Below are 13,627 nucleotides of genomic sequence, written 5' to 3'. Positions count from 1 at the left end.
TGAGCGCAGAAAACGAGCTATGCGCGGATGCTGCTTACCTGGCGAATGATGCCGAAGCGGTGCATCGTCACCGAGACTGCCTGCTCAAGGAGGAAGGGCAGAAGCTCGCGGCGGCCATCGGCCAACACGGGCTGATCCAAGACCACGGAGTTGGATTCCACCGCGGCCTCAAAGAGGCCCGGCTCCACAGAGCCAACGACGCGCACGCGGCCCGACTCCAGGCGAGCGACCTCGCGGGCAAAGGTTTCTGCCTCCACGGCATCGACATCAAAGCCCAGCTCGCGCAGCTCCGCGGCCTTTACCGGCGCGGCGCTGAAGCGCACCGGGGAGCCGGTGCGGGTGGCGGCGAGGGCGAGGCGGGAGACGTCGCGAAGCGCGGCGTCGGCGCCAATGCGCACCTGCAGCGGGGTGAGCACCGGGCGGTAGCGGAAGACGTTGGCCTCGCAGACCAGGCCGGCGCGGTCGTGCTTGCGGCCGAACTCCTGCTGCCACGCCAGCTCGTCGAGCTCCGCCGCGCGCCACAGCCAAGCGGTGTCCTCCTCCGAAAGATCCAGCTTGCCGAAGGCGCGAAGCTGGGCCGCCACCGGCTGGGAGATGTCGACGTCGAAGGGGCGCAGCGGGCCCTCGGACCAGGTGCCAAATTGTGCCACGTAGTTCGGGCCGCCGGCCTTGGCGCCCGGGCCCATGACGGACTGCTTCCAGCCGCCGAAGGACTGGCGCTGCACAATCGCGCCCGTGATGCCGCGGTTGACGTAGGCGTTGCCCACCTCGACGCGCTCGAGCCAGTAGTCAATCTCGTCGTTATCCAGCGTATGGATTCCGCCGGTCAGGCCGTAGCCGGTGGAGTTCTGCCACTCGATGGCCTCCTCCAGGGTCTCCGCGTGCATGATGCCAAGCACCGGGCCGAAGCACTCGTTGACGTGGAACCAGGAGCCCGGGCGCACGTTATCGCGGATACCCGGCGACCACAGGGTGCCTTCCTCGTTGAGCTTCTCCGGCTTCACCAGCCACTTTTCACCCGGCTCCAGTTGGGTGAGGCCGCGCAGCAGCTTCTCACCCGGGGCTTCGGCCAGGCCGTTCATCGTCGTGGTGATTTCGTAGCCGGGGCCGGGGATGAGGGTCTTGACGGCGTCGACAAGCTGGGAGCGCAGGCGCTGCGACTCGCCGGCCGCACCGACGAAGATGACCAGGGAGGACGCGGAGCACTTCTGGCCGGAGTGGCCGAAGGCGGAGAGGTAGAGGTCCTGGATGGCCAGGTCGGGGTCCGCGGACGGGGTGATGATGAGCGCGTTCTTGCCGGAGGTCTCCGCCATGATGTTGAGCTCTGGCTTCCAGGAGCGGAAGAGCTTGCCGGTATCGGAGGCACCGGTGAGGATCACGGCGTCGACGTCGGCGTGGGAGATCAGCGCGCGGCCGGCGTCGCCCTCGTCGGTGAAGACGAGCTGGACCAGATCCGGGTCGAGGCCCTGCGCCTCCAGACCGGCGCGGAAGGCTTCCACGACGAGCTTCGCGCAGTGTACGACCTGTGGCGCGGGCTTGATGATGACGGCCGAACCTGCGGCGAGTGCCGCCGCGATACCGCCGGTGGGGATGGCCACCGGGAAGTTCCATGGCGGGGTCACCACGGTCACGCGGTGGGGCGTGAACTCGGCGGAGTAGCGCTCCAGCAGGCGCGCGGACTGTGCGTAGTAGGTACAGAAGTCGATGGCCTCGGAGATTTCCGGGTCAGTCTGCGTGACGGTCTTGTTGGCCTCGTAGGCGGCGACGGAGATGAACTCGCCGCGGCGGTTGGCCAGCTCATCGGCCACGGCCTCAAGCGCGCGGGCGCGGTCCTCGGCAGGGCGGGCACCCCACTCGGCGCCGAGCTCAGCGGCGCGGGACACGTGCTTGTCGACGACCCCAGTCTCCGTCACTTCCTCCACCCCGTGCTCACCCGGGTCGGTGGCCAGGGCCTTGAGCGCCCACTCGCGGTTGGCTTCTAGGGCCGGGTCGGTGTCCGGCTCGTTGGCGAAGCGTCCGGTGCGCGGTGCCTGACGGCCGGCTGCCTGCTCGGCCTCCTCCAGACGGTTCTGGGTGCGGCGCGGGCCGGCGAAGGTATCCCAGCGCTGCGCGACGGCCTCGCGGAAGACCTCCTCCTGGTCCTTCAGTGCCTGCTCCTCCGGGGCGAAGAGGGCGTAGAGGAAGTTCTGCGGAGCGGAGTTCTCCTCCAAGCGGCGAACCAGGTAGGAGACAGCGACGTCGAAGTCCTCCATGTGCACGACCGGGGTGTAGAGGATCTGGCGGCCCTCGAAGGCCTCGCGGACCGCGGTCTGCTGGGCCGGGGACATGCCCTGGAGCATCTCGGAATCCATCATGCGCATCACGCCGCGCTTGGTGCCCAGCTTGTAGGCAAACGCCGCGGTGTAGAGGTTGTGCGTGGCCACGCCGATGCGCACGCAGTCGGCGAATTCGGGGCGCAGGATGTAGTCGAGCAGGCGGTAATAGTTGGCGTCCACCTCATCCTTGGTGGCATAGGGAGCTGCCGGCCAGCCGTGGATCTCTCCCTGGACGTGCTCCATGGAAAGGTTCGCGCCCTTGACGATGCGAATCTTGATGTGGGAGCCGCCCTCGGCCACGCGCTGCTTGGCGAACTCGGCGAGGTGTGCCAGGGCGTCGAAGGTATCTGGCAGGTAGGCCTGCAGCACGATGCCGGCCTCGAGGTTGATGAACTCCGGCTCGCTGAGCAGCTCGGTGAACAGGCGCACCGTGAGGTGGAGGTCGTGGTATTCCTCCATGTCCAGGTTGATGAAGACCTTGTCGGGGCGGCGCGCGGCGGCCTCGTACAGCGGGCGCAGGCGCTCCTTGAGACGGACCAGGGAGCCCTCGATATCCCACGGGTTGAGCTGGGCCACCATGGAGGAGGCCTTGACGGACACGTAGGTCACGCGCGGGTTCTGGATGAGCTTCAAGGTGCGGTCAGCGCGGGAGCGGGCTTCCTTATCACCGAGCACGGCCTCTCCGAGCAGGTTGAGGTTGAGCTGCTCGCCGGATTCTGCGGCCTTGTCCAGGGTCTTGTTGAGGGCTTCGCCCTCGGCATCGAGGACCAAGTGTCCCACCATCTGGCGCATGCGCATGCGCGCCAGCGGCATGACCAGGTTCGGCAGGATCGGTCCGAAGAAACCACCCAGGCCCACCAGCGATCCGTTGATGAGGCCGAGGAAGGAAGCATCGTAGGTGGTGGTGACGGACTTCAGCGCGTGGGCCGCGACCTTATCGTCTTCTGGGCGCATGACGCGGTCGACGAAGTCCATGGTGAAGGCCACTCCGTCCGGGTTGCGCAATAAGTCGGCGAGTTGTTCTGTGGCCGGGTCCTGCTCATCGGCGGTGGAGGCGAGCCAGGAGTGGGCCTGGGCCGCGGCGGCGTCGATCAGCGCGGCGTCGATGTCGGTGGATTCGGGAACGGGGGTGTGAGCATCGTTAGTCATGGATTACAACCTTTATGGGTCTCAAGGCACACTGGTGCGGCCTTGCGGAAAGCGGAAATTGCAGACTTTCTAGTCCAACACGGGCGCATACTCTGCGCCGTGCCGTTCAGTCTGTGTGAAAAGAGGTGCTTATTTAACGCTGGCGTACACAACCGGTGGCCGGTCGGAAGAACGACGCTGCCTAATGAAGTGAGTATTCATGTGCGACCACCCTTCTTGTGTGTGGGGAGCAGCCAGGCAATGGCCTGGCCTGAGTAGCGAGAAATCGGTGACCTTGATATGGTCCGCCGCACAGAAATCGTAGACGTGTAACCCATCTCGCTTACATGAAAGCTAGCCCCTTAAGTTGGGGTGAGTCAATCCCACAGGTGTTGTTTTGAGGGGAGGGTGCTACCCCCGTGTTAGTGGCTGAGATAGTCCGCGAGATCTGACGCGATTTTCTGTGCGCCCAGAGGCCCCAAGCCGAGTGCCCACGTATCGTCGCTGACCTCGATGGCATGGCCGTCTTTGACCGCAGGTAGCTGTTGGAACGCCGCGGTAGAAACGGCGGTGTCTTGGCCGGTGGTGGAGGGATCTCCGTAGCTGCAGTAGAAGATGTAGTCGGCGTCCGCTTGGTCAATGTTCTCCGGCGAGATTTCCGCAGCGAGCTCTTCGATGTCCTGGTTGGCGGGGCGGGCGAGGCCGGCGTCATCAAGCACCGTTCCAATGAGTGAAAGGCGCCCGTAGAGGCGTACCTTGCCCGGCATGAAGCGCAGAATGGTGACGGTGGTGTCTTCGCTAGCTGGCCCGTCCTCAATGACCTTCTTTACTTCTTCGATCTTCTTGTCATAGTCGGCCATGACTTGTTCGGTGCGCTCCTCTTCTCCGAGGGCTTCGCCGATGAGTCGGAAGTTTTCTTTCCAGGTGTATCCAGGACGGATCGAGAAAACGGTAGGTGCGATGGAATTGAGCTGGTCATAGTGCTTATCCATGCGCAGCTGCGAGCCGATGATGAGGTCGGGGTTGAGCGAAGCAATCTTTTCCATATTGACTTCGTTGATCGTGCCTACCGTTTCGATGTCACTTGCTTTGTCGGCCATGTAATCCGGGACGGGATTCTGGCCCTTGGACGTGGTCATGCCGACTGGCTTCATGCCGAGTGCTAGGACGGAATCGAGTTCGCCGCTTTCTAGAACAACCACCCGTTGTGGCTTTTCTTTGAGTTCGGTCGTTCCGCGTGCATGCGTGACCGTGCGTGGGAATTGACCAGGGGCTGCATCGCTGCCAAAGCTTTGGCTTTTCTCTCTCGCCCCGGCAAAGCCTTCGCCTCCGGTGGCCACGGAGTCATTTCCCGAGGCTGAATTGGAGTTTCCTGATTCTTTCCCGGACGGTGAGGACGCAGGGTTAGAAGCGTCAGCGTTTGAGTTGGTGTTTTCGAGGCTGGCGCAGCCGGTGAGCGCTAGCGCTGCGGTAAGACCAACAGCAGTGAGGCGGAGGAGAGGGGTGCGGGGTGCGATTTTCTTTCGAATGTTCATAAAAGGTAGCCTAACCTAAATTAGGTCGAGCTAAGGAAACGTGAGCATATGAAGGTATTTGGGTGGTGTCGGTGATTGAGCAGGGGTTGCGCGCCGGAAAGAGAAATACCCGGCGTCTTGGTTGGGTAGTAGTTGCTGGCCTTGCCATTCTCTGTATCGGCGTGGCGCTGTCACTGGCGTTGGGCGCGCGTAGCATTCCCTTCAGCGACGTGTTGGCCGCCCTTCGGGGACAGCCTGGTATAGCTTCCTCGATCGTGTGGGAGAGGCGTCTTCCCCGTACACTCGTTGCTGTTTGCGCAGGCTGTGCTTTGGCCCTCGCTGGTGCAGTTCTGCAGATCATGACGCGCAACCCTTTGGCAGATACCGGAGTTTTCGGGATTAACGTAGGCGCCAGCTTGGCCGCCGCCATTGCTCTGGGCTGGTGGGGGTGGCAATCACCTTTTGCGTTTTCGCTCGCAGCCATCATCGGTGCGGCAGTGACCATGCTGCTGGTCACCGCGGTCGGGCGTGGCAGAGCGGGCGATGTTGATCCGCTGAGACTGATTCTTGCAGGCGTAGCCATCGGGGCGGTATGTGAGGGCCTGTCCTCCGCGCTGATCCTGATAGATCCTCACGCCTTTGCAAGAATCCGTGCTTGGGTGACGGGCTCCGTTGACGTTGCTTCGTGGACGCCAGTGGTGATTGCCTTCGGCGGACTGGTGGTAGGCGTGGTGCTACTGATTGTCTTTGCTCGCCACTTGCCGCCCCTTGCTCTGGGGGATGACGTTGCGGCGAGTCTCGGCATTAACCTCAAACTGACTCGTTTGGGGCTTGTCGCGGCGGTAACGGTGTTGGCTGCTACCGCCACCGCAGCGGCGGGGGTGATTGTGTTCGTTGGACTAGTTATCCCGCATGTTGTCAGGCTGTGCGGGATATACGAAGAGCGGGCACAGCTTGTCGCCGCTGCCGTGGTGGGGCCTTTGTTTTTATTGGGTGCCGATATTGTGGGCCGCTACCTCACTGCTGCTGAGTTGCCGGCTGGCGTCACGGTGTCGCTCATTGGTGCCCCAGTATTGATTGCGCTGTCCCATCGCGCTGGAAGGAGGCTGTGATTGTGAGCGTGAGAAGTGTTTTGTCCTTTGCAGGCATTGTGATCGTCGCGCTGGCTATTGCTGCCTATTCGCTCTTCTCGCCTGGTGCCGGGCAGGATAGCGCAGCGTTGTGGTCCGTGGCTACGAATCCCAATAGCACTGACTTTGCGGCCACCGTCGTGTGGCAATGGCGTGCTCCGCGGGTGGTTGCCGCGATTGTCGTAGGAATGTGTTTGGGCATAGCGGGCGCCATCTTTCAGATCCTCACCCACAATCCGCTGGGGTCACCCGACATTATCGGGTTTAATACCGGTGCCTATACCGGTGTCATCGCGGTCTCCTTGGCGAGCTTTAGCTCCGCATTCAACATTGCGCTAGGCGCGTTGGTGGGTGGGACTATCACTGCGTTACTCATCATGGGGCTTTCATTTGCCGGAAGGCTCACGGGAGCAAGGCTGGTTGTGGTGGGGATTGGAGTGACGTTCTTCCTTTCAGCAATAAACAAGTGGTTGATTCTTAGTGGTGAGTTGGAGCAGTCCCTAGGTGCGGCGACTTGGGCTGCTGGAACATTGAATGCTGTGTCCTGGGCGCGAGTTATTCCATTGGGGGTGCTGGGAGGCGCGGCGTGCGTCGCTGGGTTGCTGCTGCGTGGCTGGTGTGACGCGCTTGCCCTGGGGGATAGCACGGCGAGTGCGTTGGGGTTGAACGTGAGTCGTGCACGTGTGGTGATGGTTCTGGTTGGCACAGTTCTTGTCGCTGTATCGACGGCGATAGCGGGCCCAATCTCATTTATTGCCCTCGCGGCCCCACATATGGCTCGGTTGCTCTCGCGTCCAGACAGGACGCCGGTGTTGCTCTCTGGAGTCCTCGGTGCACTTTTCTTGCTCGCTGCCGATTTAGCAGGGCAGCGGCTGTTTTTCCCAATTACTCTGCCTGCCGGTCTTATTACGGTTTGCGCCGGTGGCATCTACCTGGCGGGTTTGCTGCTGTGGCAATCCCGATCTGCCGGAATGAAAGGTCAGTAAAGTGAACCAACTAAAAGTATGTGACGGTGCGCCGAGCGTGCGGGCTGAGGGGGTGAGCATGTCCTATGGGAGGACTGCCCCGTTAATTCTCGACTCGGTGGATGTGTCTTTTCCGGCCGGGAAATTTTCTGCCATTATCGGCCCCAATGGTTGTGGAAAATCCACTTTGGTGAAGGTGTTGGCGCGGTTGGAAATGCCGAACGCGGGCGCGGTGTGCATTGGCGAAGAAGATGCAGCCGCATTCTCTCGGCGTAGCTACGCTCGGCGCGTCGCCGTGATGTCGCAGCAATCCATAGCTCCCGAAGGGATCAATGTCAGGGAACTGGTTGCGCGCGGGCGATTCGCCCACCAAGGATTTATGGGGTGGAGGAGCCAGGAGGACGAGCGTGCCGTTAGTCGTGCGCTAGCAAAGGTGGGCCTTGAACAACTGGAGACGGCCGAGGTAGCGGCGTTGTCTGGCGGTCAGCGTCAGCGTGCTTGGTTGGCCATGGCCCTCGCCCAGGAAACGCCTGTGCTCTTCTTGGATGAGCCAACGAGCGCGCTTGACATTGGATACCAGCATTCCTTCATGCGGCTGATGCGGCAGCTGGCAGGAAGCAAAACCCTTATTGCGGTCATTCATGATTTGGCGCATGTATTGCGCTATGCGGATCACGTCGTGGCGATGAAAGATGGAACGGTGCGGGACGCGGGCGTGCCGCGCGAGGTCATCACCCCTGCCCTTATTGAGGAACTCTATGGGCTGTCAGTCCGCGTTGTAGATGTGGACGGTGAGCCGGCAATCGTCCCTGTAGGGTGAGTCTCCGCCAAACCGGGTTTGTTTTCCCAGCGTGTTGGCGATAAATAAAAAAGTTGAGTCGATCGGGAACAACTTTGAGTTTGCCTGCGTTGTGTAGGTTGAGTGACCGGCGCTCAGGTTTGGATGACTTTGAGTGTCGCTTCTGTTAGAGTCGCTGACTGGACGCGGCAGAAGTTGAGTCGCGCACTATCAACTTAAAACAAACCCCAACACGCAAGGAGAAAAGATTATGGGACGCGCAGTAGGAATTGACCTTGGTACCACCAACTCGGTTGTATCCGTGCTGGAAGGTGGCGAGGCAACCGTTATCGCTAACTCGGAGGGTTCCCGCACCACCCCGTCCGTCGTGGCTTTTGCCAAGAACGGCGAAATCCTCGTCGGTCAGTCCGCCAAGAACCAGGCGGTCACCAACGTTGACCGCACCATTCGCTCCGTCAAGCGCCACATCGGCACTGACTGGACCATCGATATCGATGACAAGAAGTACACCCCGCAGGAGATTTCCGCCCGCACGCTCATGAAGCTGAAGCGTGACGCCGAGGCTTACCTGGGCGAGGACGTAACCGATGCCGTCATTACCGTCCCGGCATACTTCGAGGATTCCCAGCGCCAGGCCACCAAGGAGGCCGGCCAGATTGCAGGCCTGAACGTCCTGCGTATCGTTAACGAGCCGACCGCCGCTGCACTGGCCTACGGTCTGGAGAAGGGCGAGCAGGAGCAGACCATCCTGGTCTTCGACCTTGGTGGCGGTACCTTCGACGTCTCCCTGCTGGAGATAGGTGACGGCGTGGTTGAGGTTATGGCTACCGCTGGTGACAACCAGCTCGGTGGTGACGACTGGGACCAGCGCATCGTCGACTGGCTCGTGGATAAGTTCAAGGCTTCCCAGGGCGTTGACCTGACCAAGGACAAGCGCGCCGTCCAGCGCCTGCGTGAGGCTGCGGAGAAGGCCAAGATTGAGCTGTCCTCCTCCCAGTCCGCCAACATCAACCTGCCGTACATCACGGTGGATGCGGAGAAGAACCCGCTCTTCCTGGATGAGACCCTGTCCCGCACCGAGTTCCAGAAGATCACCCAGGACCTGCTGGACCGCACCAAGGAGCCGTTCAACCAGGTCATCAAGGATGCTGGCCTGTCCCTGTCCCAGGTTGACCACGTGGTCCTCGTCGGTGGTTCCACCCGTATGCCGGCCGTGTCCGACCTGGTCAAGGAGATGACCGGCAAGGACCCGAACAAGGGCGTTAACCCGGATGAGGTCGTGGCAGTCGGCGCTGCTCTCCAGGCTGGCGTGCTGCGCGGTGAGGTCAAGGACGTGCTGCTTCTCGACGTCACCCCGCTCTCCCTCGGCATCGAGACCAAGGGTGGCGTGATGACCAAGCTCATCGAGCGCAACACCACCATCCCGACCAAGAAGTCCGAGACCTTCACCACGGCTGATGACAACCAGCCTTCCGTGCAGATTCAGGTCTACCAGGGCGAGCGCGAGATGGCCTCCGCCAACAAGTTGCTCGGCTCCTTCGAGCTCGGCGGCATTGCCCCGGCACCGCGCGGTGTACCGCAGATTGAGGTCACCTTCGACATCGACGCCAACGGTATCGTCTCCGTTTCCGCTAAGGACAAGGCCACCGGCAAGGAAAACACCATCAAGATTCAGGATGGTTCCGGCCTGTCCCAGGAAGAGATTGACCGCATGGTCAAGGATGCCGAGGCACACGCCGAGGAGGACAAGAAGCGCCGCGAGGAGCAGGAGACCCGCAACCAGGCGGAGTCCACTTCCTACCAGACCCGCAAGTTCATGGATGAGAACTCCGACAAGCTGCCGGAGGATCTGAAGAACCGCGTGACCGAGGCTGCCGATGCCGTCGATGAGGCGCTGAAGGGCGATGACATTGAGGCGATTAAGTCGGCCGTCGAGAAGCTCGGCACCGAGTCCCAGGAGCTGGGTAAGGCCCTGTACGAGGCGCAGGCTGCTGAGGCAGGCGCCGAGGGTGCCGCTGCTGGTGACGCCGCTGGTGACCCGAACGTCGTCGACGCCGAGGTTGTCGACGAGGACGACGAGAACAAGGAGAAGTAAACCATGACCTCCCCTCAGGACCCGGGCAACCCGGCCAATACCGACCCTGAGGCAACCTCCGCTGAGGCTGCGGAGGCTGCCGCCGCCGAGGCCGCTTCTGCCGACGGCGCCGTGGATGAGGCTGCTGAGGCACAGGCTAATGCTGCCACCGCGGGCACCGCTGAGGCAGAGGCTGCGGTTGAGGATGCCGCCCGCGACATCACCGATGAAGCGGCCGCCGGTGAGGACGCCAGCGCTGAGAACTCCCTGGAGGCTCAGCTGGCTGAGCGCACCGAGGATCTGCAGCGTCTCAACGCGGAGTACACCAACTACCGCCGTCGCACTGAGCGTGACCGTCAGGCCGTGATTGAGACCACCAAGGCCAAGGTCTTGGCAGACTTCCTGCCAATCCTTGATGACATGGAGCTCGCGCGCCAGCACGGTGACCTCAACGAGGGGCCGCTCAAGGCCATCGCGGACAAGCTCACGGGAGTGCTGACCAAAAACCAGCTGACCCCGTTCGGCGCCGAGGGCGATGCCTTCGACCCCGAGGTGCACGAAGCAGTCCAGGACCTCTCGACTGGTGACGAGCAGGTCATCGGCACGGTTCTGCGCCGCGGCTACACGGTGGGGGAGCGCGTCGTGCGCACCGCCATGGTGATTATCGCCGACCCCGCCGAGTCAGCCGATGCCGCTGACAGTCCGGATACCCCGGATAACGCAGAATAGGTATCGCAGGTGGCGTCAGGGCTCAATGTTCCTTGGCGCCACTCTTCTTTTCACTAGTTAGTTAGCATTTTTACTTAGCAAAAAATCTTAAAACCCAACCGTTTATCGATTCTCCTGAAAGGAGGAGATGCCCAGTGAACGCTAAGCCAGAATGGGCAGACAAGGATTATTACGCGGACCTGGGGGTCTCCTCATCCGCTACTGCTGAAGAAATTAAGCACGCGTACCGCAAGCTGGCCCGCCAGAACCACCCCGACGCCAACCCGGATAACCCCGCGGCGGCGGAGAAATTCAAGCAGGTGGCTGAGGCCTATGATGTGCTGTCTGATAAAGCTACCCGCAAGGAGTATGACCAGTTCAAGGCCATGATGCGCGGCGGTGGCTTTGGGCGGAGAGGAGGCGCCGGGTTTCCCGGCGGGTTTCGATCCACGCACATGGGTGGACCGGGTGCGCAAGACTTCGACCTCTCGGACATCTTCGGAGGATCCGCTCGAGGAGCGTCTCAAGGCGGCGGTCTGGGGGATATCTTCGGTGGCGTTTTCAACCGCGGCGGTGGTGCTGGCCACACAGCTCGGCCGTCGCGGGGGGCCGACGTCGAAACGCACATAACCCTCGACTTCCGCGAGGCGGCTAAGGGTACCACCATCCCGCTGCAGCTCAGCGGCGAAGCCCCCTGCACCACGTGTCACGGTTCCGGGTCCAAGACCGGCAAGCTGTCGACGTGCTCGACGTGTGATGGCACCGGGTTCACCTCGGAACAGCGCGGCTCTTTCGGTTTCTCGGCGCCGTGTACCGACTGTGGGGGCACTGGCCAGCGCGCGGAGGATCCGTGCGCGGATTGCTCTGGCACCGGAACGGTACACCGCACCCGCTCGATTACGGTGCGTATCCCTGCCGGAGTTATCGATGGCCAAAAGGTGCGCCTGGCTGGCCAGGGCGAAGCGGGGCCGAACGGCACCCCGTCCGGCGATCTCTTCGTGGCGGTTACGGTGAAGCCCGACAAGGTTTTCACCCGGGAAGGCGATGACCTACACGTCACCGTCCCCGTCTCCTTTGCGGAGCTGGCCTTGGGTGACACCATTACGGTGCCAACCCTCGATTCGCCCGTGCGCGTCAAGGTACCGGCGGGAACGCCCGACGGGCGCACGCTGCGCGTCAAGGGCCGCGGCGTGGCCAAGCGTGGTGGCAAGGCCGGCGACCTCATGGTGACCGTGCAGGTCACCGTGCCCTCCACATTGGATGCTGCGGCCTCCTCGGCGCTGCGCAGCTACGCGCAGGCGGAGAAGGACTCCGGCTTCGATCCGCGTTCCGGCTGGGCCGGCAACACGGTGACGCGCTAGTAGGAGGTGTGAGATGAGCAAGGACGACACAAATCGAACCGATGCGGCCCAGCCCAAGGCGATGTACGTCATCTCTGTAGCCGCGGAACTATCCGGCATGCACGCTCAAACCCTGCGCACGTATGACCGGATGGGGCTGGTCTCCCCAGCCCGCACCTCCGGGGGTGGGCGCCGCTATTCCGAGAGCGACATCGAGCTCTTGCGCAAGATTCAGACGCTCTCGCAAGATGATGGTGTGAACCTAGCCGGCATCAAATCCATCATCGAGCTGACTGCGGAGCGTGACCGTCTTGCCGCCGAGCGCGATGAGCTGCAGGCGGAGGTCGAGCGCCTGCGCAGCCAAGCGCGACCATCGCGCGGTGAGCTGGTTCACGTACCGCGTTCTACCTCCGTGGTGATGTGGACGCCGCGGCGCAACCGCCGCCGCGGCAGCTAGGCACTTCCCCCCTCCTGTGAGGGGGTTCTTTCGTTTTAGAGCCAGCCTGCTCTGCCCGGCCTAAGACCGCGTGCTCTTCGCTTAAAAGATTAAGAAGTGCCGTTGTTGCCAAAGATCGTGCCCAAAATTGCGGCAGGCCTTCGAACTTTGTCAGATAGGCACCTTTGGGCAGTAGGTTTGGGGCCGTTTGGGAATAGGTGCCCTGAAGAAAAGCTTTCCTCATTAAAAACGTGAATTTGGCAATACTTATAGCTACACTCGCGTCCAGCGTTGTGTCGACCGTCACGTGTAGATGCGTTTGTGCGGGCGGCCACCGTGACGGTACTGAATCCACGAGAAAGGCACTAGGCTTATGACTTTGTACGCAAACCCAGGCACCCCTGATGCCATCGTCAACTTCCGCGAGCGCTATGACAACTACATCGGCGGCGAGTGGGTACCGCCGGTCGACGGCGAGTACATGGACAACATCACCCCGGTGACCGGTGAGGTCTTCTGCCAGGTTGCCCGCGGCAAGGAGGCGGATATCAACCTGGCCATTGACGCTGCGGAGAAGGCTTTCGAGACCTTCGGCAAGACCACCCCGGCAGAGCGCGCGCTTCTGCTGCACCGCATCGCCGACCGCATCGAGGAGAACTTGGAAAAGATCGCCGTCGCGGAGACCTGGGAGAACGGCAAGGCCGTGCGCGAGACCCTCGCCGCCGACATCCCGCTGGCGGTCGACCACTTCCGCTACTTCGCCGGCGCCATCCGTGCGCAGGAGGGCCGCCTGTCGCAGATTGACCAGGACACTGTGGCTTACCACTTCCACGAGCCGCTGGGCGTTGTGGGCCAGATTATCCCGTGGAACTTCCCGCTGCTCATGGCGGCGTGGAAGATCGCGCCGGCACTGGCTGCGGGCAACACCATCGTGATGAAGCCCGCCGAGCAGACCCCGGCCTCCATCCTGCTGCTCATTGAGATTATTGAGGACCTCCTGCCGAAGGGCGTGCTCAACATCGTCAATGGCGTCGGCGAAGAGGCAGGCGTGGCGCTGTCTACCTCAGATCGCATCGCCAAAATTGCCTTCACCGGCTCCACCCCGGTGGGCAAGATCATCAACAAGGCCGCCGCAGATAAGGTCATTCCCGTCACGCTGGAGCTCGGCGGCAAGTCACCGTCCATCTTCTTCGCGGACATCATGGACAAGGACGATGC

At 62.1% G+C, this 13,627-nt stretch carries 10 protein-coding genes; 8 read left to right on the top strand and 2 right to left on the bottom strand.

All coding sequences use genetic code 11. From position 1 onward, the window contains the following. Positions 1 to 17 precede the first annotated feature (17 nt). Entirely contained in the window at positions 18 to 3,464 is a 3,447-nt protein-coding gene (locus tag RDN59_RS00050) for a bifunctional proline dehydrogenase/L-glutamate gamma-semialdehyde dehydrogenase (protein ID WP_308605996.1), read from the bottom strand. Positions 3,465 to 3,865: 401 nt separating this feature from the next. Beyond that, a complete protein-coding gene (locus RDN59_RS00045) occupies positions 3,866 to 4,978 on the bottom strand; it encodes an iron-siderophore ABC transporter substrate-binding protein (RefSeq protein WP_308605995.1) in 1,113 nt (370 codons plus the stop codon). Between the two features lie 161 nt (positions 4,979 to 5,139). Between RDN59_RS00045 and RDN59_RS00040 the strand changes: the two genes are divergently transcribed. The 8 genes from RDN59_RS00040 to RDN59_RS00005 all read left to right on the top strand — a co-directional run. Beyond that, complete coding sequence (locus RDN59_RS00040) at positions 5,140 to 6,069, top strand: iron ABC transporter permease (RefSeq protein WP_232755653.1); 930 nt, start codon at positions 5,140 to 5,142, stop codon at positions 6,067 to 6,069. A gap of 2 nt (positions 6,070 to 6,071) precedes the next feature. Continuing rightward, positions 6,072 to 7,073 (top strand): iron chelate uptake ABC transporter family permease subunit, encoded by a 1,002-nt coding sequence (locus RDN59_RS00035; RefSeq protein WP_168162993.1) that lies wholly within the window; start codon positions 6,072 to 6,074, stop codon positions 7,071 to 7,073. A 58-nt stretch (positions 7,074 to 7,131) separates the two neighbouring features. Continuing rightward, positions 7,132 to 7,872: an ABC transporter ATP-binding protein gene (locus RDN59_RS00030; RefSeq protein WP_209167872.1), complete on the top strand. Its 741-nt coding sequence runs from the start codon at positions 7,132 to 7,134 to the stop codon at positions 7,870 to 7,872. 229 nt (positions 7,873 to 8,101) lie between these two features. Continuing rightward, the gene (dnaK, locus tag RDN59_RS00025; protein WP_154762732.1) at positions 8,102 to 9,946 is read left to right on the top strand and encodes a molecular chaperone DnaK; all 1,845 of its coding nucleotides are present in this window, start codon (positions 8,102 to 8,104) and stop codon (positions 9,944 to 9,946) included. 3 nt (positions 9,947 to 9,949) lie between these two features. Further along, positions 9,950 to 10,654 (top strand): nucleotide exchange factor GrpE, encoded by a 705-nt coding sequence (gene grpE / locus RDN59_RS00020; RefSeq protein ID WP_308605994.1) that lies wholly within the window; start codon positions 9,950 to 9,952, stop codon positions 10,652 to 10,654. A gap of 134 nt (positions 10,655 to 10,788) precedes the next feature. Continuing rightward, on the top strand, positions 10,789 to 11,994 hold the full coding sequence (dnaJ, locus tag RDN59_RS00015) for a molecular chaperone DnaJ (protein ID WP_308605993.1): 1,206 nt from the start codon (positions 10,789 to 10,791) through the stop codon (positions 11,992 to 11,994). Positions 11,995 to 12,007: 13 nt separating this feature from the next. Then, positions 12,008 to 12,430: a heat shock protein transcriptional repressor HspR gene (locus RDN59_RS00010; protein ID WP_308605992.1), complete on the top strand. Its 423-nt coding sequence runs from the start codon at positions 12,008 to 12,010 to the stop codon at positions 12,428 to 12,430. Between the two features lie 352 nt (positions 12,431 to 12,782). Further along, the coding region (locus RDN59_RS00005; protein ID WP_308605991.1) for an aldehyde dehydrogenase family protein at positions 12,783 to 13,627 on the top strand (845 nt) is incomplete at its 3' end.

It is taken from the genome of uncultured Corynebacterium sp. (genome assembly GCF_902489365.1).
Classification (GTDB): domain Bacteria; phylum Actinomycetota; class Actinomycetes; order Mycobacteriales; family Mycobacteriaceae; genus Corynebacterium.
Note: the sequence above shows the minus strand (reverse complement) of the source record. Positions and strands in the feature narration are given on the sequence as shown.